The organism is Spiroplasma chinense (assembly GCF_008086545.1).
Taxonomy (GTDB): domain Bacteria; phylum Bacillota_I; class Bacilli_A; order Mycoplasmatales; family Mycoplasmataceae; genus Spiroplasma_A; species Spiroplasma_A chinense.
The window spans coordinates 1,109,175-1,131,684 of sequence record NZ_CP043026.1 but is presented as its reverse complement, the minus strand read 5'-3'; the positions used below and the strand labels follow the sequence as shown (position 1 = coordinate 1,131,684).

Genomic DNA, 22,510 nt, shown 5'->3' with positions numbered 1-22,510 from the left:
TATGAATAAAGGAATTATTTTAAAAATTGTAAGTGAATATGCTTACGTTTTATTTGAAAAAAAACTTTATGAGTGTAAAGGAAAAGGAAAATTAAGACACAAAAACCAAACACCTTGTACTGGAGATTATGTAGAATTTGAAATTATTGACCAAGAAAATTTAAAGGGTTCAATTGAAAATATTTTGGAAAGAAAAAATGAATTATATAGACCAAGAATTACGAATATAGACCAAGTTGTAATCATTACCTCAGTTAAAGAACCTGATCTAAATACTTTTACTTTAAATAAATATTTAGCTTTTGTTGAATATTTAAATATAAAACCAGTTTTAGCATTTACTAAAGTGGATTTGCTTGAAAAAGAAAGTGAAGTTTGAGAGGTAACCAATCAATATAAAGAAATAGGTTATGAAACTTATATGATAAATAACATGATTGATACTGACAAAGAATGGGTTAAATTTTGTAAGAGTTTAAAAGGTTTGGTCTCTGTTTTTACAGGACAAACTGGAGCTGGAAAATCTACAACTTTAAATCACATTATTCCAGATTTATTTGAAAAAACACAAACCATTTCAAAAGCGTTGAATAGAGGAAAACATACAACTACTAAAAATGAGTTGTTTATTTATAAAGACGCTTTAATTGGAGATACTCCTGGTTTTTCATCATTCGAATTAAAAGATATTGATAAATATGAGTTAGCACACAGTTATAGATTTTTTGCAAAGTATATGAATGATTGCAAATTCAATAACTGTATACATTTAAGAGATACTCCTGGATGTAATATAGTAAAACTAATAGATCAAGGAAAATTTCCTGAATTTATTTATGAAGACTATTTAAAAATGCAAAATGAACTAGAAAATCAAGAAAGAAGGAAAAAGTTTTAATGAAAAAATACATTATAGCCCCAAGTATTCTTACTGCAAATTTTTTATGCTTGGAAAAGGATTTAAAAAAATTACAAGATGCAGGAATTGAATGAATTCATTATGATGTTATGGATTACAATTTTGTTCCAAACCTAAGTTTTGGACCAAAAATCTTAGCAGACATTAATTCAAAATTTAACTTTAAAATGGATGCACACCTTATGGTTAAAATTAATAATTTAAGTGTAGAAGAATATTTAACCCCCTTTAAAAACGCAAGAGTGGACCAAATTACATTGCACTTTGAAGCTATTTCAAAAGAACAATTTGAAGAGTTTGAAAGTTTTTGTAAAAAAAATAACATTTTAATTTCTTTAGCCATTAGTCCAGATACTTCGGTTGAAGAAATTAAAGAGTTATTGCCAAGATTGGATAATGTTTTGGTTATGAGTGTTTATCCAGGGTTTGGTGGACAAAAATTTATTCAAAATAGTGCAGAAAAAATTAAATTACTTAAAGAACTTAAAGAAAAAAATAACTTCAAATATAGAGTTGAAGTTGATGGTGGAATTAACAAAGAAACATTTTCTATTGTAAAAGAAGCTGGAGTCGATATGATTGTTGCTGGAAGTTATTTAGTTGACGAAAAAATTACCGATTTAAAAGAAAGAGTTGAAGAACTTGAAAAGTAAATGCTTAATTGTAACTTGTGAGAATAAATTAAATCTTAGTTATTATTTAAAGGATTATTTTATCATCGGAGTTGAAAGAGGTTGTTTAGATTTAATTTCAAAGGGTATTGAAATTGACTATGCAATTAGTGATTTTGATCATGTAACAAACGAAGAATTTGAATTAATCAAAGCAAATGCAAAAGAACTTGAAGTACTAAGCAATGAAAAAGACTTTTTAGATGGAAAAGAAGCTATTCAAAAAGCATACAGTCTTGGAGCTACAGAAGTTTTATTTGTAGCAAATCCAACTAAAAGAAATGATATGAATCTTTCAGTTATTGAATTTTGTGCAAAAGACAGAGTTAAAGTTTTAAGTGATACTTCTATTACTTATTGTTTGCAAAAAGGTGAAAATATCTTGGAATTTGAAAAATACCAAGATTATACATATATAACTTTATTTCCAATTCATCAAACGAATGTAACAATTGAGGGTTTAAAGTATGAAGCAAGTGAGCTTCAACTATTACCTTATTCAACAAGAGCGTATTCAAATTGTTTTATTCCTTATGTGGATGGAAAAATAACAACTTCAAACGCAATGTTGGTTATATTTGGTAAATAAAAAAATGCAAACCATTGGTTTGCATTTTTGTTTCTTTAGTGGTGCCCTCTATCGGAGTCGAACCGATACGATTTCTCGGCAGATTTTGAGTCTGCTGCGTCTACCAATTCCGCCAAGAGGGCATTTGGTACAAAATAATTATATATAAAATATTGGATTATTGCTAAACAATTTTTTTAAAAAAACTCATAGTTATGAGTTCTAAATTGATAGATTTAAAATTTAAAATTAAACCATGGAGGTATATGATGAAAAAAATTGAATGAGAAAAATATAGTCAAGAGTTTTTTGAAGCTGTTGGCGGAATGAAAAACGTTAAAGATATTTATCATTGTGCTACAAGATTAAGATTTCACCTTGTAGACGAAGAAAAAATTGATATTAGCGCATTAAAAAAGATAGCTATTGTCAAAGGATATAATTTAAGCGAAGATGAACACCAATTAATTATTGGTACAGGAGTAGTTGATAAATTTTACAAAGTTGTTATGAGAACCTTTGAAGGAAATGGTGAAGTAAATTTAGCAACTAAGAATAAAGTTAAATTTTGAAATAAAAATTTAAACTTTAAACAAAACTCTTTAGCCCTTACAAAAAGAGGTTTAAATTCATTTGCAGCAATATTTGTTCCTTTAGTTCCTGTTTTTATAGCTGGGGGGATGTCTTTAGCTTTAAAATCACTATTTGAACAAATTACACCAAACTCAGGTTTTGGTAAAATTTTAGATATTATTGGTGGAGGAATTTTGGGAAGTGTACCCGCATTTGTTGGTTTTACAGCAGCTAAAAGATGAGGTGGTAACCCTTATCTTGGAATGTCAATGGGGATAATTTTAATAGCACCTGCGTTATTGAATTCATGATCGAATAGTTCACCAGTTATGATTGGTGTAGACATTAATGCAACTGAGGATGTAGTTAAAATTGCAATTCAAGAAGCATTTGATAAATGAAAAGATCAAAAAATTGGTGAAGGTTGAACACCAGAACAACTTGAAGCTGCAACTTCAGGTGAAGTTATTGGGGTTTACTATACAATTTGATCAGGATTCTTTAAAATTAATTTAATAGGATACCAAGCACAAATAGTTCCAATTCTTTTAGTATTGGCATTATCTGTAAACCTAGAAAGATTATTTAGAAAATTCATACCAGATACTGTTGGAATTATTTTAGTTCCATTAGGAGTGGTGTTGATAAGTTCATGACTAGCATTTTGAGCTATTGGACCTTTAGGACAAATTATTGGAAAAGGAATAGCTTTAGGATTAAATGGATTATTTAAATATACAAACTGATATGGTATTGGATTTGGTGGTATGGTATTTGCCGGTCTATATCCTTTAATTGTTATTACTGGATTACACCAAGGATTATTACCAATAGATACACAATTATTATTAGAAACAAAATTACAATACGGTCACTCATTCTCATTTATTACACCAATTGCTTGTGCATCAAACGTAGCACAAGGGTGTGCAGTATTAGTGGCAGCATTCTTAATAAAAAATAAAGAAGAAAAATCAAAAGTATTTTCAGGTTCATTTGGAGCTAATCTAGGTATTACAGAACCTGCTATGTTTGGAGTAAACTTACAAATTAAACCTCTATTTGTTGGAGGAATGATTGGTAGTGCTGCTGGAGGATACTGATCTGGAATGACCCACACAGTTGCAAACTCTGTGGGAAGTGCATCTTGGGTAGGATTGGTTCAATTTGATTGAACTTCAACTAAATCATCTGCATACTTCGATCAAACAAATATTCACGCATCATTCCAATCAATCCCACCAGGTGTTAATGCAGTTATTGTTATGTTAATATCTGGAGTAGTTGCCTTTGCTGCATCATGATTCTTGATGAAAACAAAATGAGGTAAAAATTCATTAAATGAATATATTACAAATATGGATATTGTAATTGAATCAAAAAAAGAAAGAATTAAAAAAGTAAAAAACAAATAGGAATAAATTTATGAAAAAATGAGAAGAAATTTACAATTACCTTTTAGATTTAATAATGGAAAACAAAGTTAAGGCTGGAGAATTTCTTCCCAGTGAAAGTAAATTAAGAGTTAAGTTTAAAGCATCATTACAACCGATTAGAAAAGCATTTTCGGTTTTAATTGCAGATAAACTTATAATTCCTGTTCACGGAAAAGGTTATCAACTAATAAATTCGGAAAACAACAAGTTGTTTTCCTTTTCCTATTTATACCCAAATGCAAAAAGTATTTACAAATATTTGGGAAAACAAAAAGTTGATAATGAATTAATGAAAAAAACGCACTTCTATTATGAAGACTATGTACACAAAATAGAGGTAAAAAGATATATTGGTGAAAAGCTTTATATCTATCAAATTTCTTATATAAGTGATAGTCTTTTAAAAAGAGAATTAGATATTGAATTCATTCAAAAAAACGGGTTAATGAAATTCTTTACAACTTCTCTTAAAAGTCCAATTGGTTTTGCAGTTAAAAAAATATCTACAAGTTTAAAAAGAGAACTTGTAGATTATGATATAGATGAAATCAAAAGTGAAAATTTAATTCTAGACAAAGGATTATTATTTTCTCTAGGACAACAATTAATGGAATATAGAGAAAGTTATTATAACGAAGAAGAATTTGAGTGAAGTTTTATTGAATATTATAGATAGGAGAAAATATGAACAATTTAGAATATAAGCAAAAATTAATAAATGATAATGATAAAAAAGAGTTAAATGAAAAGCATTTATTAAAAATGAACGACCCTTATAAAAACAAAATATTGTTAAGTTCTTATTCTGGTTTAACAAATGATCCAGTTGGTTTAAATTATTTTAAAGGTGAATATAATATTTTTTTACAAAATGCACCATTTACACATTGGCATGCAAATAAAAGTTGAGGGTATTTTAAAACAAAAAATTTTAAAGATTATAAATATTTAGGTTTAGCTATAACACCATCAATAGATGAAGATTTAAATGGTGCATTTAGTGGTTCTGCTTTTATTGAAGAAGGGGAATTAAAATATTTTTATACCGGAAACAGAAAAGTAAATGATGAAAGAATTTCTCATACAATTGAAGCTAAAGTTGATGTTGAAAATAAAGAAACTCATAAAAAAGTTTTATTTAAAAATCCAGAGTTTACAAATGGAGAATGTAGAGACCCTTATATATTCAAGGATGGAAAAAATAAATTTATGGCTTGTGGAGCTTCAAATGGCAAAAAAGGAGTTTTTCTACTATGAATTTATGATTATGAAAAAAAACAATGAAACTTTCATTGTGAACTTAAAATAGATTTACCTTTAGAACTTGAAGGGTATATGATTGAGTGTCCAAGTTTTATAAAAATCAATGAAAAGGATTGATTGTTAGCATGAAGTAACGAACAAACCGAAGAACAAACACCTTTTATGCATCATAAAACTTTATACGCTATTGGAAATTTTGATAAAGACTTTATGAGTTTCAAATTAATTACAGAACCAAAACTTATAAATGAAGGACCTGACTTTTATGCTCCTCAATTTTTTGAATCTGAAAACGGAAACATGATGACTGGGTGACTTGGAAATTCTAAGAATGAACAAAATGCTTCTCAAGAAAATTGTTGAGCATTTGATTTAGCTCTAATTAGAGACGTTAATGTTATTGACAAAGTTTTATATCAAAAACCAGTCATCAAACAATTGATGTCGGAAGAAGTGTTTAATAGTTTTGAATCTTTAAATTGAAAAAATGAACCTTTATATATTCAAGCAACTAACAAAAAAGATTTTTTCCTAGAAATTTTTAATGATAAGAATGAAAAATTAAGACTTGTTTTTGATGGCGAAATTCTAAAAGTTGAAAGAGACGAAATGACTTTCACTGACAAAATAAATTTACCTTCTTATGAAGTTAATTTATCAAGTGTGAGTGAAGTTGAGATCATAATTGATTCTTCTGTAATTGAAATATTCTTTAATAATGGAGAAAAAGTAATTTCAATAAAATACTTTGTTAAAGACCCATCAAATTTAAATTCTAATCTTGAAATCAAAAAGATTGTGAAATTAAATCCACTAAATATAGAGTGAGAAAATAATATTTTCAAGCAATCAAATTAAAACAAAAACGGATATTACTATCCGTTTTTGTTTTATTAAATTCTAGTTTATCTTTTTAAAATGATAAACTAGAGCTTGAAAATCTTTTCTTAATCTAGGGAAAGAAACTCCGTTTTCCATAAGTTCATCACCATAATAAGATTCTTGTGTTTCTTGATTTTGGTATTTAAATTCAGGATTTAAGTATTTTAGTTTGAAAGGACTAAAAACTATTCCTGGTTTAGACAATACCTTAGCTATTAAAACCTTAAATTCTGTTTTTTCTTTATTGATAATTAGTCACATAAAGTCATTTGAATCTGTTGTTTGAAGTCTGTAAAATTGTGAGTCAAGTAAAAATTTTCTATCATTTTTATATTGAGAAATATATTGTTTTAAATCATCTAATTCTTCTTGAGAACAATTTTCAAGATTTAGTTCAACTCCTAAGTTAAAGAAAGAACCAATATTATATCTAACTTTAAGTTCAGTAACTCTACCGATTTGATGGTTTGGAGAAGTTGTGATGTGATTTGTTAAAACCATTGGACTGTACATTAAACTATATCCGCTTTGAATTTTTAATCTAGAAATAGCATCACTATTATCTGATGTTCAACATTGTGGCATGTAATATAACATTCCCGGATCTAATCTTCCTCCACCAGAAGCACATGATTCAAATAAAATTTCAGGGTATTTATTTGTTAGGTAATTCAAAAGTTTGTAAAGACCTAAAATATATTTATGTTGTAGTTGTTTGTTGCTTACATCGGTTATATTTCTATTCATATCTCATTTGATATATGAAATCTTTCCACATTCAAGAATAGAATCTAACTTTGTTTTTAAATATTCGATAACATCATCATTTGATAAATCTAAAACAAATTGATATCTTGATACTGCTGGGTCATAACCTTTTGATCTTATAATTCAGCTTGGATTTTCTTTTATTACATTTGAATCTAAACTTGCCATTTCAGGTTCAAATCAAAGTCCAAACTTCATACCTAAATCATTTATTTTGGTTGCAAGTCCTTCAATTCCGTTTGGAAGTTTTGTTTTATCACAAACTCAATCTCCTAAACCGGTTTTGTCATTATTTCTATTTTCAAATCAACCATCATCTAAAACTAAAAGTTCTATTCCAACTTCTTTAGCTTTGCTTGCAAGGTTTAAAACTTTTTCTTCTGTAATATCAAAATACATAGACTCTCAAGTGTTGATTAGTAAGGGTCTTTCTTTATTGTTTCATTTACTTGTTATTAAATTATTTTTATAAAATTCATGGAAATTTTGACTTAAGCCATTTAATCCTTTATCGCTATAATTTAAAACAGCTTCTGGTGTATAAAATTCTTGACCTGCATTTAATTTTCACTCAAACACTTCTGGGTTAAGACCAAGTTGTACTCTAATGTGTTCATATTGACTTAATTCAACTTCACCTAAAAATGAACCTGAATAAATTAAATTAAATCCATAACAATTACCTTGGTATTGGTCTGTGTTTGGTGCTTTCAATCCAATAAAAGGATTGTGTTGCGGACTACTAGCTCCTCTTGTACTTTCGATTTTTTGAACACCTTTATGTAGTTTAAACTCATTAATATTTGCTTCATTAGTATGAGCACCTGTTAAAGAGAAGAAATCAAAATCTTGGGGATAAAAATCTAAAGATAAAGATGTTGCTTTGTTAATTGTTATTTCTTTATTTGAATAATTTTTTATAACTGATGATCTAGTTATAATTCCTGCAATATCAAAAATTGTTAAATAAGTAATTAATTCTAAACCAGCTATTTGGTCTAATTGCGTTATTTGTAAAGTAAGTGATCCACTTTCTTTACTTTCAAAACTTGACGGTAAATTTAAAATACTTGGTTTTGCATCCAAAATCTTTCAGTCTTTAAATTTTAATTCAATATGGTTTATGTCATCTGCAGTAACATCAAGTGCAGAAATTCTAAAATCTCCCATTCCTTTAGTGGGTGAAAAAATTAATTCTTCTGACAATGAATAATAATTTTCGCTATTATAAGTTGTTGAAAAACCTCTACTTATAAAAGGTTGATTAAAAGAATTGTTAAATTCTTTTATTTTTTTTCCAAAATACCTATAAGTTAAAACCTTTCCTTCTTTGACCTCTAAAACTAGACTTACCTCTCTATTTGATAAATGACATACTCTTTTTTCATTACTAAATTCTATTTTTGCTTTCATAATGAAATTATATAATTTTTTAGGTTTCAATTTTAAACAATATTTGTTTAATTGTTTCAAAAATTGTTTAAAATTATATAAAGAATAGAGGAAAAAAATGAAAGAAAGAGAAATAGTGTATGAAGTTTTTGTAAAAACCTTCAATGCTCATAAATCAAATGTAGGAAACATAAAAGGAATTAATGAAAAACTTGAATATTTAAAAAGTTTAGGAGTTACTCAAGTTTGAATATCACCTTTTTATGAATCTGATTTTGAAGATTCTGGTTATGATGTAATAAACTATTACAAAGTAGATCCAAGTTTAGGAACAAATAAAGATTTTGAAGAACTTATTGAAAAAGCAAATGAACTAGATATGAAAATTATGATTGATTTAGTTTTAAACCATTGTTCAGATAAAAATGAATGATTTCAAAAGGCTTTAAAAGGTGATAAAAAATATATGGAATATTTTTACTTTAGAGATCCAAAACCCGATGGAAGTGTACCCAACAATTGAATGTCAAAATTTGGGGGTAGTGCTTGAGAATATGTTGAAGAATTAGATAAATATTACATGCATTTATTTACAAAAAACCAACCTGACTTTAATTGAGAAAATGAAGAATTAAGAAATGAAATAATTAAAATTCTTAACTTTTGAATTGAAAAAGGAGTTAGAGGTTTTAGGTTTGATGTATGTAATTTATACTCAAAAGCTGAAGGGTTACCTGATGATACAACAGATTATGGTGGGCGAAATCTTTACACTAATGGACCAAGAATGCATGAATATTTAAAATTCTTGAATCAAAATTCTTTTGGAAATGTTAAAGACTTTTTAACAGTTGGAGAAATGCTTACAAGTAACATGGAAATAATGATTGAATATGTTAGACAAGAAAATAAAGAATTAGACGTTATTTTTGATTTTAATCATATGAAAGTTGATTTTGAAGGTAAAGTTAAATGACTTTATAAAAAACCAGATATAAAAGAATTTAAAAGAATAATAACTGAACTACAAGAATATTACCAAGAACAAAATTGTTTATTATCACTATTTTTCAATAATCACGATCAACCAAGAAGTGTTTCAAGATTTGGAAATGATAGTAAATATTGATATGAATCTGCAACATCTTTTGCAACATATCTTTACTTACAAAGAGGAATTCCTTTTGTATATCAAGGTGAAGAGATAGGGATGACAAATTATAATTTTAAAGATAATGATGATTTTTTTGATGTAGAAACAAAAAACAATGTTGAAATTTTTAGAAATAAAGGATTAAGTGAAGAAGAAATTTTTAAAATAGTTGATTCAAAATGTAGAGACCATTCAAGAACTGTAATGCAATGAGAAAACAAAAAATATGCGGGATTTAGTGAAAATGAACCACAAATAAAAGTAAACCCAAATTATGAAAAAATTAATGTTGCAGATCAACTTAAAGATAAAAATTCAATCTTAAACTTCTATAGTTTCATTTTAAATATGAAGAAAAACTCTGAAGCTTTAGGAGAAGGTAAAATAGAATTCTTAGATAAAAATTCTCAACTATGTTCATACAAAAGAGTTGGTTCTAAAGACGAATATTTAATTGTTGCTAATTTGTTTGAAGAACAATTAAGTAATGATTTAAATTTAGATTTTAAAGATTACGAAGTATTGTTTAATAATTACAAAGACTTGAATACTGGTGAATTCAAACCTTATCAATGTGTAATTTTACATAAGACATACTAATCTTTTTAAAAACAAAATAATATTAAAAAATCAGCGGTTTTACGCTGATTTTTTATGTTGATGTAATTTGACTGATATCTCATATTTGTAAAAGGTTAAGAAAATATTTACTGGTTTTGGTAATGTGAATTTACTTTAAAAATCACTTTTTTATGTGTCATTTTTTGTCTATAATAATAAATAGACTTATAAGTAAGTTGTAAATGTTGAAATAAATTTTTGAAATAAATTTTTGAATTAAAAAAATAAAAGTAATTGATTACAATAATTATCAATATAGTGTAGAATAATATTGTACTGATTTGAAAACATGCAATATGTTTTTCTTTTATTACCTGTTTATTATGTTATGGAGGGCTTGAAGATGATCGACCAAACTGTTTATGATGCAATTAGCAATGCTGTAGTTACTGTACCGGGTGTAATTTCTTTTGCGAATTGCTCAGCAAAATCACAATCAGAAATTAAAACTAGCGACATAAAAAATGCTGTTGAAATTACTTCAGCAGATAACATCGGAAGAGTAAAAATCCATATCATTTTAATCAATGGGGTTAATATTAGAGACGTTGTTAATGAGGTTCAAATTCGCGTAAAGTATGAATTGGAAAAATTAAACCAATTTGTGCGAAATTATATAGTTGACGTAGCTGTGGATGATCTAGAAATTATTTAGATCTCGGGACTACAATTATATATCTGGCAAAAGTATTTTTGCAATTTTTTATTATTTTTTTGATAAGAAAAAAACAATATTAGTAGAAGGTGAAATAGAACTATGAAAGATGTGCAAATTTTAAAAGGCATGATAACTAGCGGTGTTAACAATTTATATAACAATTACCCGCACATTGACAAACTAAATGTTTTCCCCGTACCTGATGGAGATACAGGAACTAACATGAACCTGACATGTACAAATGGTTATGCTGAAATAGAAAATGAAAACTTTGAAGGAATTTCTCCATTAATGGCGAAATTTGCAAGAGGTTTAATTATGGGGGCTCGTGGTAACTCAGGAGTTATATTTTCACAAATCGTAAAAGGATTTTCAAATGGAATGAAAGATAGAGAAGTTTTAGATATTGAAACTTGAAAACTAGCTTTCTCAAACGCAAAAGAAGTAGCATATGCTGCTGTTATGAAACCAGTTGAAGGTACTATTTTAACAGTAATTAGAGAAACAAGTGAATTTGTAAATTCAATTACAGATTCAAAAATGGACGCAAAAACATTTTGAGAAAAAACAGTGGAAGCTGCAAACATCTCGCTAGAAAACACACCAGAACTTTTACCACCTTTAAAAGAAGTGGGAGTTGTTGATAGTGGAGGTTATGGGCTTGTTAAATTTATTGAAGGAATTCAATACTTTGTAAACAAATCTAAACCAATAGACAGATTAAAAAAACTTGAAGAAAATACAGGTGGAAACATCGAAATGGACATCGAGGATGAATTTGGATATTGTACAGAAGCTATTGTTAATTTAAATGAAGAATTAATTGGGAAACTAAAAGTAGATACTGTAAGAACAACATTTGAACAATATGGAAATACTTCAATTGTTGCTGTAGTTGATTCAGACATTCTAAAAATACATACACATGCATTAATGCTTGGACAAGTATTGACTTACTTACAACAATTTGGAGAATTCAAAACTATTAAAGTTGAAAACATGAATCTTCAAGCTGAAAGACACGTTAATGATGCAGGTTCTGTATCAAGTGATGCTAAAAAAACTGCTGAAAAACAAAGAACATTAGCAAATGATGTTGCAACAATTGCTGTTGTAAGATCAAAAGGGATTTTAAATTACTTTAAAGATGAATTAAATGTAGATTACGTAATTGACGGGGGACCAAAAATGAACCCATCAACAAACGACTTCTTAGCAGCTATTGAAAAAGTAGATGCTAAACAAGTTTACATTTTCCCTAATGACTCAAACGTTTTATTAGCAGCAAAACAAGCAAAAGAATTAGAAAATATGTCAAAAGTAACAGTTTTAGAAACTAAAACTATTCCTCAAGGAATTACAGGTTACTTAAGTTTAGATCCAGAAGAATCAAGTAAGAAAAATGAAGCAAACATTGCAAAAACTATTAAAAATGTGACTTCAATTTCAATTAACAAAGCTGCAAGAGACGCAACACTTGATGGTGTAAAAATTGTTGAAGGACAATACATGATGATAGCTGATAAAAAAGTTGTTATCTCAACAAATACTCTAGCAGAAGTATTCTCAAAAGCTTTAGCAAAATACATTACTTCAAAAACTGAAATAATTACTATCTTTACAGGAGTGGACGCTTCTTTTAAAGATATAAACGATTTACGTAAATATTTAGATGAAAATCATGATGTTGAATATGAAGTTGTTGACGGAGGTCAAGAAGTATATTCATTTATCATTGGAATTGAATAATACCAGAAAAAAGGTTTGTAATACTGCAAACCTTTTTTTATGTTTCATTTAACCGGAAGACAAAAAAAGAATTCCTAAATGGAACTCTTAGTTTATTGTTTTATTTATTTTGCTAATTGGTTGTTTTTTTTCAAAGTTCTTAGTGTTCTAGCTGAAACTTTTAAAGTCATAACTTTACCGTTTTCATCCATTACTTGAACTTTCTGTAGGTTAAGGTTTCATTTTCTTTTGTTGGCATTCATAGCATGTGATCTTGAATTACCTGATAATGGTCCTTTTCCTGTTAAACCGTCTTTTCTTGCCATATTAATTCACCTCGGACTAAAATATATTACAATAATTAGATTTAAAAAACAATAGTAAATGCAAATTAATTGAAAATACTCGTTTAATAGGACTATTTAGAACTTTAAATATAATTTTGTATAAATTTATTCTACACTAAAAAGTTTTTTATTTTATTTTTTATAAAGGTTTTTACTACCAAATGGTGTTTATAAAATATATAATCAAAAAGAAATTAGGGGGAATAAATATGACTAATATTTTTAAGTCATACATTAAACTATTTATAAAATCATGAATAGAAACTTTGGGAACAGTTTTATTTTTAGCTATTTTTACAATGGTAATTATGGGTATGTTAGCAACCCCTTTACAATTAACTTTAAAAGCAGCCTCTATTGAAGGGAAAACAAACACTTGAGATAGACAAATGCAGTTTAATTCAGTGGTTTCAGAAGAATCTATTGAAAAAATATGAAATGAAAAAGATATTGAAATAAACTATGAAGGTGCAGAAAACTTTGTAATTGAAACTAAAGGTTGATTACAAGAAGAAGCAAAGCAAAACATAATAGCTTCTGCTCAATATCAAGCAGAACTTGAATTAAATAATAGTGGTACCGATCAAGGTGAAGATATAAAAGAAGAGTTAATCAAAAGTTATGAACTAAAAACTCTTTCATCAATTCTTGCAACTTCAAGAAGAGGTGGGATTGATGCTCATTATTCATTTCCAATGGAGGGTGATAATAAAGAGGTCAAATATAGTGATATTTTTTCACAATCTTTAATTGAAGATTTTGTAAAATATAATGCTGGAGGAAGTTTTGTTTCTTATATTTCTAATAGGTTATTAGAACAAGTTGAACAAAACGAAAAAGATTTTAGATACAATGTTTTTCAAAGACTAGTGTCAAGATTTCAAGACGTTTCAAACTCAACAGAAGTTAAAGTTCAAATCGAATCTTTAAATGCTGTACAAAAAAGCTCAAATGATGCAAATTTAAACAACTTAATTGTAGAAAAAGGTCAAAACAAAATTGACCCTTATACCATTAATACAACTGTGTATGATGCGTATGTAAATGACCTATTTTTAAAATCAAGAAATTTAAAAATAGGAAATACATTAACAATTGCAGTTTCTGGAGCAAGAATTCAGTTTAGAATTGTTGGAGAAGCTATTAAGTATTCTACTTTAACACCATCTAATTCAGGAATTTTTGAATCAAATAAAAATTATGCACAAATATTTGTAGACAGTTCATTTTTTAACCAACAAATATTTGATATAAACTTCAAAACAGATTTTAAATTCGATAGTAATACATATATCATCCAAGATAGAATGATAAAAAATTCTAAATATGACATGAATGATTTGTTTTATAATTTCTTTTCTAGAAGGACTTTACCATTTAAAACCATGAAACATCATGAACAAATAGCACAACTTGAAAACCTTAGAATTATGACTTGAATTTTCGGAGTAATTGGTGGAATCTTGTTTGTACTTGGTTTCTTCTTTGTTTTATTTGTAATAAAGAAAGAAATTAGAGATACTAGAAGACAACTTGGTGTATTTAAATCGCTTGGTTATACAACAAGAGAACTTACATGAGTATTTGCAGTCAAAACTATGATTGTTATGACAATTTCTATTGCAATAGGTTATGCTCTTTCAATTCCTTTCCAAATTAAAGCGGCTACAAAAACATATGCAAACATAGTTATTTTTGATTATCAATCAATTTACTCAAACCCAATCTTTTTAACTCTTTTGATTATTGGGGTACCTTTATTGTTCTCTGCAATTTCATATATGACAATATTTAGATATATGAACGAATCTGCTTTGGACCTTTTAAGCAAAGGTCCAAAACAAAAAACCTTTAAACACTTAAATAAAATAATTTATGTAATTTTCCCTCCAGCATTAATTTTTGCAGGAATAAATTATGCATTGCTAAGTTACTTTAGAAAACGAAACATTGCATTCACTTATAGAATGCAAGATGCTTTTGTGTCTCATGGTAAAGGAAAATTCTTCTTAATAATGGGATTGATAGGATTGAGTTCATATTTGTTTACTATGCAAATGAGAGCATTGCCTGTAATTAATAATATGATAAATGGTGCTTTCAATTATTTCTCAGAAGATATGAATCACTATTATCATTTACAAGGAACTTCAAATATAGCTGTTTGAAATAAAATTACATTAGACGAAAGAAGTTATAAAAAAAGAATTAAATGATTTGATATCAGTGAATATGGAACTGTAGAAAACTTTTTACAAAATTCAGATGATGCAAAATCATTTAATAAGTATTTAGAAATTAACAAATTAATGACAAAGCTTTCTGAAACAAGAGATGATCTTGCTAGAAGAGAGTTGATTACTCAAGAAAATAGCACTTATGCTTCTATGGTGTTTAATGCGTTAGCGTTATTTACTCCATTTGAAAATATTGATGATATTCCTACAAACATAAATGATCTAAATATGACAACTTTGCAGCAATTATTAAAAATCATTGAACCAGATAGTGAAAATACAATGTATGCTGTTAAAAATGACAAAACAGAAGAATTTAATAGTATTTGATTAAGTGATATTGCAAAATACTCATGTATTTCTTCTGCAAGTTCTTCATTTACAAATTGTTCTGACCCACAAGAATATCAAAAATATTTACTTGGACAAGTAAATATTGATAGTTCAAATCCAAATGATGGAAATAATAATAATGAAGAAGAAGGAGAAACTGGTGGAACTAGTGCATTAAATACAGGACTTGCAACTTTCTTGGCAGAAATTGTTATTAAAGATTTTTCAACAGACCAATTTATAACTTCGAATTCAGCGTTATTTGATAAAAACACTGATCTATTAACTTACAATGTTCCAGCTGCTGAAAAAAATAGTTCAGAATTAGACCCAGAAAGTACATATATTATTTCTTTTGATACCACAGGAAAATATGGTAGTCCAAGAAATACTTATAATTTTGATGGAATTACCAATGAACAATTTGATAAATTAAGAGAAGAGTTGCCTGGCCAAGAAATTCCAGGATTAGTTTCTGCAAGAGTTCAAAGACTTTTAAATCTAAAAATTGGAGATGTTATTCCTTTAAACGTTGGAGTTGAAGGAAGAATGAGTATTGATTTAAAAGTTGTTGGTATTAACAAAAACGATAACATGATGGAAAATTTCTATCTTGACTACAACAACTTATTTGATAAGTTTGGAGATAAAGAAAAATTAGATCCGAATGAAAATTACTTTAACGCAAAATATAGTACAAAGCCAAGTATTGACGGAGAATTTAATATTAATGATCTAGAAAACTTGGGTAAAAACTTTAAAAACAGACTTGAAACTTCAGCTGTTCAAACTTCAAATATTTTAGGAGGAACTGAAGCTAAAGAGTGATTGGGCCCTATGTTAGATGTTTATTGAAAAGAAATTGTAGGTTCGGAACAATGAGAAAATTTAGGTGAATTGCTAGAAGCTTTCTTAGGAGATAAAAAACAACAATTAGAAAATGCTTTAAAATCTGTGGATAAAGAATTTAATTACATAATGGATGGAAATGTATTGGGTGGAAATATTGTTGTTTTACCAATTATAAAATCTGCTATTAATTCTATGATGGAAGAAATGTCAAGAACTATGTTAATGTATATTGCAATTGATGTAATGTTGTTAATAATATTGCTGGTAGTAATTATGAACATTATAATAAGTGATGCTATAAGTATCATTACAATTATGAGGTCGTTAGGATATACAGACAAAAAAATCAACTGAATGGTTATTGGAAGATATGTAACAGGTTCTCTGTTTGCATTTATTACAGCTTATGGACTTTCAATGATTACTTGAGCTGTTATTAGGTTAATAGTTTGAAATAAACTAAAAGTATTGCTGGTAATACCAGTATTGCCTTGAATACCAATAGTTTCATTTATTTCAATTGCAGCAATCATGTTTATTGGTTGAGTTTCTGCTATAATTCAAATTAAAAAACGTGCTTTAACAGAATATTAATTGTTTTTAAGAAAAAATTAAGTTAATAAAAAATAAATTGTAAAGTAAATCAAATAAAGAGGGAGTTATTAGAATGTCAAAGTGTCCAATAGGAGTTAGCAAACTTGAAAAAAATATAAAAGAATTAAAAAAACAATTTGAAGAAACAAGAAAACAATTTGAAGAAACAAGAAAACAATCTGAAGAACTAGGAAATGGAATAAAAGAGTTAAGGGCAATGGTTGAAAACAAAACAAAAAACATTGTATAAAAATGCATTAAAAAGTATGGTTATAAATGAAAACGTACAAAAACTTTTTGTGAAATTAAGTGAATAGAACCAAAAATATAGGATATTTGCCTATATTTTTATTTTTGATATAATTATATCTATCATTAGAAAAAGGGGGTAATAACATGCCGTTACCAAAAAATAATGATGCTTCAAACAAAGACGTTTGTTGTCCTGGAGGAGCCCATAACTGTTACACTTGTAGAGTTTGTAGTGGTTCATTCCATGGATGTCAAAGTTGTTTAAAATGTATTGGTTGTCAAGTTTGTTTGACAAAAAAATGTCCTTGTTGTTCAGAGGGAAGTGCCCGCCAACAAGAAAACAAAGCAAAATACAAAAAATAGAAATTATAAACTTTCTGTATCAATTTTTTATAACAGAAAGTTTTTGTTTGAAATTAACAAGATATAAAATTATTAATATATAATTTAAATGGAATTGGAGAAAAAATATGGAATTTAAAACGATAGCATTTGATGTTATGGGTTCGGATAAAGGTTTAATTCCAGCAGTAGATGCTGCTATTAAACTTTTAGGTGAGCGTAAAGATCTTAAAATCATCTTTGTTGGAGATGAAGCAGAGTTAAGAAAAGCGCTAACTAAGAAAAAATATAACCCTGAACAAGTAGAATTTTTAAATACTACTCAAGTCATTGAAATGACTGATGGGATTATGGACATAAGAAGAAAAAAAGATTCTTCTATGGTTAGAGCAATTGAACTTGTAAACGAAGGAAAAGCTGATGCAATTACAACAGGGGGAGCTACAGCTCCGTTTATTGCTGGTTGCCACTTTATACTAAAAGAAATTGAAGGAATCGAAAGACCGGCATTTATGCCAGTTATTCCAACTATTGTTAAAGACAAAGTAACTTTATTATTAGATGTAGGTGCAAACCTTGAATGTAGTGCAGAAGACATTGAAAAATTTGCTATTATGGCAAATGCTTATGCAAAAGCAATTAGAGGAATTGAAAATCCTAACATAGCATTATTGAATCTTGGAGAAGAAAAATCAAAAGGTACAGAAATGCACAAAGAGGCATATAAATTATTAAGCGAAAATAAATCACTTAACTTTACAGGTAATATAGAATCAAGATATTTAGCGTCTGGTCTTGTTGATATTATTGTAACTGATGGTTTTGCAGGAAATATGGTTTTAAAAGCAGTTGAAGGAATGGGGAAAAATCTTTTATCTGAAATTAAAGCAGCAATTACAAAAAATTTATTTAGAAAATTGGCAGCACTTCGTTTGAGAAAAGCTTTCAAAGAAGTGGGGGCAAAATTTGACTACAAAAACCATGCTGGTGCAATTTTATTGGGAGCAAACAAAATTGCTTTCAAATCACATGGATCTAGTGATGCTGTATCTTTCTATGCAACATTATCAATGACATATAACGCAATCAACAACGATGTATTAAATAAAATCAAAAAAGTTCTAAAAGAAGGATAAAATGAGAGAATTTTTAGAAAAGTTTGGCATAACACCAAAAGATAACGCTCTATATGATGAGGCAGTTACACACAATTCTTATTCAAATGAACATAGAATTGCTAAAAACTACCAAAGATTAGAGTTTCTTGGTGATGCAATATTACAACAAAAAGTTAGTGAATATTTATTTAAAAAATTCCCTAAATCAAACGAAGGAATTCTGACAAGATACAGAAGTTCTATTGTTAGAAAAGAAACATTAGCACAGTTTTCAAGAATTATTGGTCTTGGAAAACTGTTGAGACTTGGAGTTGGGGAACTTGAGTCAAAAGGTTATGAAAAAGATTCAATTTTAGCAGATGCTTACGAATCAATGACAGCTGCAATTTATTTAGAAGCTGGTCCTGATGCATTAGTTAAATGACTAAATGCAACCATTTTTAGTGAAAGCAACTTAGATATTTTCTTGGATGCAATTCGTGATTTTAAATCAGAATTGCAAGAACTTATTCAAGTCGAAATGAGAAGTGAATTATCATATGTTACAATAAGTCAAGAAAAACTTGAAGATAACAAAATGATATTTACTGTAAATTGTACTTTAGACGGAATGGTTTATGGAGTAGGTCAAGGATCAAACAAAAAACAAGCAGAACAAGAAGCTGCAAAAAACGCATTATCAAAAATAAAGAACAAAATTTAAAAAATTTTAAAAGCCCCTTTCAAAGGGGTTTTTTGTAGGGAAAAATTTTAAAAAAAGTTTGATTATTTTAAAAAATCTATATAATAACAAATGTAAGTTATATAGGACGGCTATATACAAAAACAAGAGGTAAAAAATTATGATATTTATAAAACGTATCGAAGCGTTTGGGTTTAAGTCTTTCGCAGAACCAACAACCCTAAACTTTGATTTTGCTATGACAGGAATTGTCGGGCCGAATGGGTCAGGAAAATCAAACATTACAGACGCTATAATGTGAGCATTAGGAGAACAATCTTCAAAATCTCTTAGAGGTGATTCTATGGAGGATATTGTTTTTTCTGGTAGTTCAGACAGAAAACCACTAAATATGGCAGAAGTCACTCTTGTTTTTGACAATAGTACACGAGCATTTAGCTCTTTAGATTATAATGAAGTATCAATAACTCGAAAATTTTTCAAGTTAACAAAAGAATCAGAATATTACATAAATGGTTCAAAAGTAAGATTAAAAGATATACAAGATATTGCTCTAGAGACTGGATTGACAAAATCTTCTCTTGCAATTATTTCTCAAGGATCAATTTCATCATTTGTTGAATCAAGTCCAGAACAAAGAAGAAGACTTTTTGATGAAGCAGCAGGTGTTGCTAGATACAAAAAGAGAAAAGAAGAAGCTATTAGAAAACTTTTAAGAAGCCAAGATAATTTGGATAGAATCAATGACATTATTAATGAAATTGAAAGAAAATTGCCTTCACTTAAAAGACAGTCAAAAAAAGCTTCAGAATATCAAACAAAATTTGATGAACTAAAACAAATTGAAGTAGCTGTTTTAGTAAAAGATATTCAACTTTACAAAAAAAGAATTTTAGAAATTAGTGAAGAAAAAGTTGAAATGAAAACTCAAATTTCATCTTTAGAAAAAGCAATTCAAAGTAGAAGTGAAGAATTTAATAATATTAATAAATCAAGTTTTGAAAACGAAAGAGAACTTTCAAAACTTAATAAAGAATTTACAAAAATAGTTGATGAAATAGGTCAATTAAAAGTTTCAAGAATTAGTTTAGAATCTAAAAAATCAAAAGTTGATATTGACGATAAAGAATTTAGAATCAGTGATCTTAAAAATAAGGCAAAAGAATTAGAAATTAAATTAAATTCAGAAGAACAAAAACTGGGTAAATTATTAGCAGACAAAGTGGAAAAAAGAAATGCTTTAGAAGACTTTAGTAAGCAAAGATTTGAATTAAACAAAAAATTAGACCTATTAAGAAAAGAAAACGCTAGAATTGAATCAACTTTAGAAAACTTATATGCTAGAAAAAATTCAAATGATAATCTTTTTGAAGGTGTAAGAAATATTTTAGAAAACAAAAAAGTTTTAGCAGGAATTATTGGAACTGTTCAAGAGTTAATAAACGTAGATAAGCAATATGAAAATGCAATAGCAAGTGTTGTACAAAATTCACTTCAAAACGTTGTTGCTAGAAATAGTGCTGATGTAAAAGCTGCAATTGAATTCTTAAAATCAAATAAAGCAGGTTATGCAACATTCTTACCATTAGATACATTAAGAGCTAACTACATTAAAAGCGACATGAGATTTGCAATTCAAAAAGCAAAAGGTTTTGTAGGTTTTGCAAATGAACTAATTAAAATAGAAAAAAAATATCAAGTAGTTTTAGATTATTTATTGGCAACTTACATTGTTGTTGATAAATATGATGATGCAATTGAAGTTGCAAAATTAACAAACTACAAATTCAACATAGTTACACTGGATGGGGAAAGAGTTTTACCACACGGAGCTATTGTTGGGGGAAGTAGAAAACAAAAAAATAATCTTCTAAACGAATCAATGAGAATTAGTGAACTTGAAGAAAAGAAAAATATACTAGATTCAAACGAACTTGACCTACAAGGACAAGTAAATTCATTAAGTGATCACATCGAACAATCAAGAGAAGAGATTGCAGAAATTCAAACTGCCATTGGTAGTGCAAAAGCTGCAACTGAACAAATTGAAAAATCTCAAGCAGATATTCGTGAAGAATATAGAGTTCTTACCGGAAAAGAGTTGGATGGTGGAGAACAAGAATTTCAATCTCTTGATGAACAAATTATTAAAATTATTGAACAAGTTACAGATTGTGAAGCAAGAAAAGAAGAAATTCAACAACAAATGAACGTTATTAGATCTCTTAAAGATAAATCTAATGAAAGACAAAACAAACTTCACTCAACAATCGATGAAGATAGAAGAATGTTGTCTGCAATGAAAGATAAATATGCAAACCTAAATGCAGATTCAATGTTGATGTTTGAAAAACAATCTTCAGCTTCTGAAAGACTTGCACAAAATTATAACCTAACTTTTGAATCTGCAATTTCAATAGAACAAACAAATGTTGATAATGAAGAACAAACAAGAGATAGAATTAATTTACTAAGACAAGAAATTAAATCATTAGGAAATATTAACCTTGATGCTATCCAGGAATTCAAAGAAGAAAACGAAAGATATGAGCATTATGTTGAACAAACAAATGATGTAATCGAATCAATTAATAATTTAAAAGAAGCTATTAATGACATGGACGAACAAATGGTTGTTCAGTTCAAAAAAATTATTAAAGATGTTAATGGTGCATTACCAAATACTTTCGCAACATTGTTTGGGGGAGGAACAGCAAACATAGTTTATACAAATCCAGACGATATTTTAAATTCTGGAATTGATATTAAAATTTCACCACCAGGTAAAAAAATTAGTAACCTAAACTTATTATCAGGGGGAGAAAAATCTATGGTAGCTTTATCAGTATTATTCTCAATCTTAAAAGTAAAACCAATTCCATTGGTTATTCTTGATGAGGTTGAAGCACCTTTAGATATTGCAAACGTTGAACGTTTTGCAAAATATATAAAAACTTTTATCAATGAGACACAATTTATGATTGTAACTCACAGAATTGGTACTATGGAAAATTGTGATATTTTATTTGGAGCAACAATGCAACAAAAAGGTATTACTAAATTAGTGCAAATTAAACTTATTGAAGCTAAAAAAATTAGTAACGCAAGCTAAGTTTAAATA

Annotated in this window: 17 protein-coding genes and 1 tRNA gene; 15 read left to right on the top strand and 3 right to left on the bottom strand. The window is 27.9% G+C overall.

Annotated elements, in window-relative coordinates:
• Position 1: 1 nt before the first annotated feature.
• Genes rsgA through SCHIN_RS05100 form a run of 3 tightly spaced genes read left to right on the top strand, consistent with a single transcriptional unit; the run spans position 2 to position 2,179 of the window.
• On the top strand, positions 2-898 hold the full coding sequence (gene rsgA, locus SCHIN_RS05110) for a ribosome small subunit-dependent GTPase A (protein WP_166508551.1): 897 nt from the start codon (positions 2-4) through the stop codon (positions 896-898).
• Positions 898-1,572: a ribulose-phosphate 3-epimerase gene (rpe, locus tag SCHIN_RS05105; RefSeq protein WP_166508550.1), complete on the top strand. Its 675-nt coding sequence runs from the start codon at positions 898-900 to the stop codon at positions 1,570-1,572. The genes rsgA and rpe overlap by 1 nt, the downstream gene beginning before the upstream one ends.
• On the top strand, positions 1,562-2,179 hold the full coding sequence (locus SCHIN_RS05100; protein WP_166508549.1) for a thiamine diphosphokinase: 618 nt from the start codon (positions 1,562-1,564) through the stop codon (positions 2,177-2,179). Before rpe ends, SCHIN_RS05100 begins: the two co-directional genes overlap by 11 nt.
• 39 nt (positions 2,180-2,218) lie before the next feature.
• Here the strand turns inward: SCHIN_RS05100 and SCHIN_RS05095 are convergent.
• Positions 2,219-2,301 (bottom strand) — tRNA-Leu (locus tag SCHIN_RS05095).
• 126 nt (positions 2,302-2,427) lie between these two features.
• On the opposite strand from SCHIN_RS05095, the gene SCHIN_RS05090 reads away from it, so the two are divergent.
• From SCHIN_RS05090 to SCHIN_RS05080, 3 genes are read left to right on the top strand one after another with little or no spacing between them, the layout of a single operon-like run.
• Positions 2,428-4,146 (top strand): PTS transporter subunit EIIC, encoded by a 1,719-nt coding sequence (locus SCHIN_RS05090; RefSeq protein ID WP_166508548.1) that lies wholly within the window; start codon positions 2,428-2,430, stop codon positions 4,144-4,146.
• A gap of 10 nt (positions 4,147-4,156) precedes the next feature.
• Positions 4,157-4,843 carry a GntR family transcriptional regulator gene (locus tag SCHIN_RS05085; RefSeq protein WP_166508547.1) on the top strand — a complete coding sequence of 229 codons (687 nt, stop codon included), beginning with the start codon at positions 4,157-4,159 and terminating at the stop codon, positions 4,841-4,843.
• A gap of 8 nt (positions 4,844-4,851) precedes the next feature.
• A complete protein-coding gene (locus SCHIN_RS05080) occupies positions 4,852-6,288 on the top strand; it encodes a glycoside hydrolase family 32 protein (RefSeq protein ID WP_166508546.1) in 1,437 nt (478 codons plus the stop codon).
• A gap of 42 nt (positions 6,289-6,330) precedes the next feature.
• On the opposite strand, the gene SCHIN_RS05075 is transcribed toward SCHIN_RS05080, so the two are convergent.
• A complete protein-coding gene (locus SCHIN_RS05075) occupies positions 6,331-8,493 on the bottom strand; it encodes an alpha-galactosidase (RefSeq protein WP_166508545.1) in 2,163 nt (720 codons plus the stop codon).
• Positions 8,494-8,590: 97 nt separating this feature from the next.
• Here SCHIN_RS05075 and SCHIN_RS05070 point away from each other — a divergent pair, with 97 nt between their 5' ends.
• From SCHIN_RS05070 to SCHIN_RS05060, 3 genes are all read left to right on the top strand, one after another.
• The gene (locus SCHIN_RS05070) at positions 8,591-10,225 is read left to right on the top strand and encodes an alpha-amylase family glycosyl hydrolase (RefSeq protein ID WP_166508544.1); all 1,635 of its coding nucleotides are present in this window, start codon (positions 8,591-8,593) and stop codon (positions 10,223-10,225) included.
• Between the two features lie 364 nt (positions 10,226-10,589).
• On the top strand, positions 10,590-10,901 hold the full coding sequence (locus SCHIN_RS05065) for an Asp23/Gls24 family envelope stress response protein (protein ID WP_166508543.1): 312 nt from the start codon (positions 10,590-10,592) through the stop codon (positions 10,899-10,901).
• A gap of 102 nt (positions 10,902-11,003) precedes the next feature.
• On the top strand, positions 11,004-12,653 hold the full coding sequence (locus SCHIN_RS05060; RefSeq protein ID WP_166508542.1) for a DAK2 domain-containing protein: 1,650 nt from the start codon (positions 11,004-11,006) through the stop codon (positions 12,651-12,653).
• Positions 12,654-12,757: 104 nt separating this feature from the next.
• On the opposite strand, the gene rpmB is transcribed toward SCHIN_RS05060, so the two are convergent.
• A complete protein-coding gene (gene rpmB / locus SCHIN_RS05055; RefSeq protein WP_020834659.1) occupies positions 12,758-12,958 on the bottom strand; it encodes a 50S ribosomal protein L28 in 201 nt (66 codons plus the stop codon).
• 230 nt (positions 12,959-13,188) lie between these two features.
• Between rpmB and SCHIN_RS05050 the strand changes: the two genes are divergently transcribed.
• The 6 genes from SCHIN_RS05050 to SCHIN_RS05025 all read left to right on the top strand — a co-directional run bounded on the left by SCHIN_RS05050 (position 13,189) and on the right by SCHIN_RS05025 (position 22,501).
• Positions 13,189-16,995 (top strand): ABC transporter permease, encoded by a 3,807-nt coding sequence (locus tag SCHIN_RS05050; protein WP_166508541.1) that lies wholly within the window; start codon positions 13,189-13,191, stop codon positions 16,993-16,995.
• Between the two features lie 73 nt (positions 16,996-17,068).
• A complete protein-coding gene (locus SCHIN_RS05045; protein WP_166508540.1) occupies positions 17,069-17,245 on the top strand; it encodes a hypothetical protein in 177 nt (58 codons plus the stop codon).
• 146 nt (positions 17,246-17,391) lie between these two features.
• Entirely contained in the window at positions 17,392-17,610 is a 219-nt protein-coding gene (locus SCHIN_RS05040) for a hypothetical protein (protein ID WP_166508539.1), read from the top strand.
• A 107-nt stretch (positions 17,611-17,717) separates the two neighbouring features.
• On the top strand, positions 17,718-18,725 hold the full coding sequence (plsX, locus tag SCHIN_RS05035) for a phosphate acyltransferase PlsX (RefSeq protein ID WP_166508538.1): 1,008 nt from the start codon (positions 17,718-17,720) through the stop codon (positions 18,723-18,725).
• Position 18,726: 1 nt separating this feature from the next.
• Entirely contained in the window at positions 18,727-19,410 is a 684-nt protein-coding gene (gene rnc / locus SCHIN_RS05030; RefSeq protein ID WP_166508537.1) for a ribonuclease III, read from the top strand.
• 139 nt (positions 19,411-19,549) lie between these two features.
• Positions 19,550-22,501: a chromosome segregation protein SMC gene (locus tag SCHIN_RS05025; protein WP_166508536.1), complete on the top strand. Its 2,952-nt coding sequence runs from the start codon at positions 19,550-19,552 to the stop codon at positions 22,499-22,501.
• The last annotated feature ends 9 nt before the right edge of the window (positions 22,502-22,510 follow it).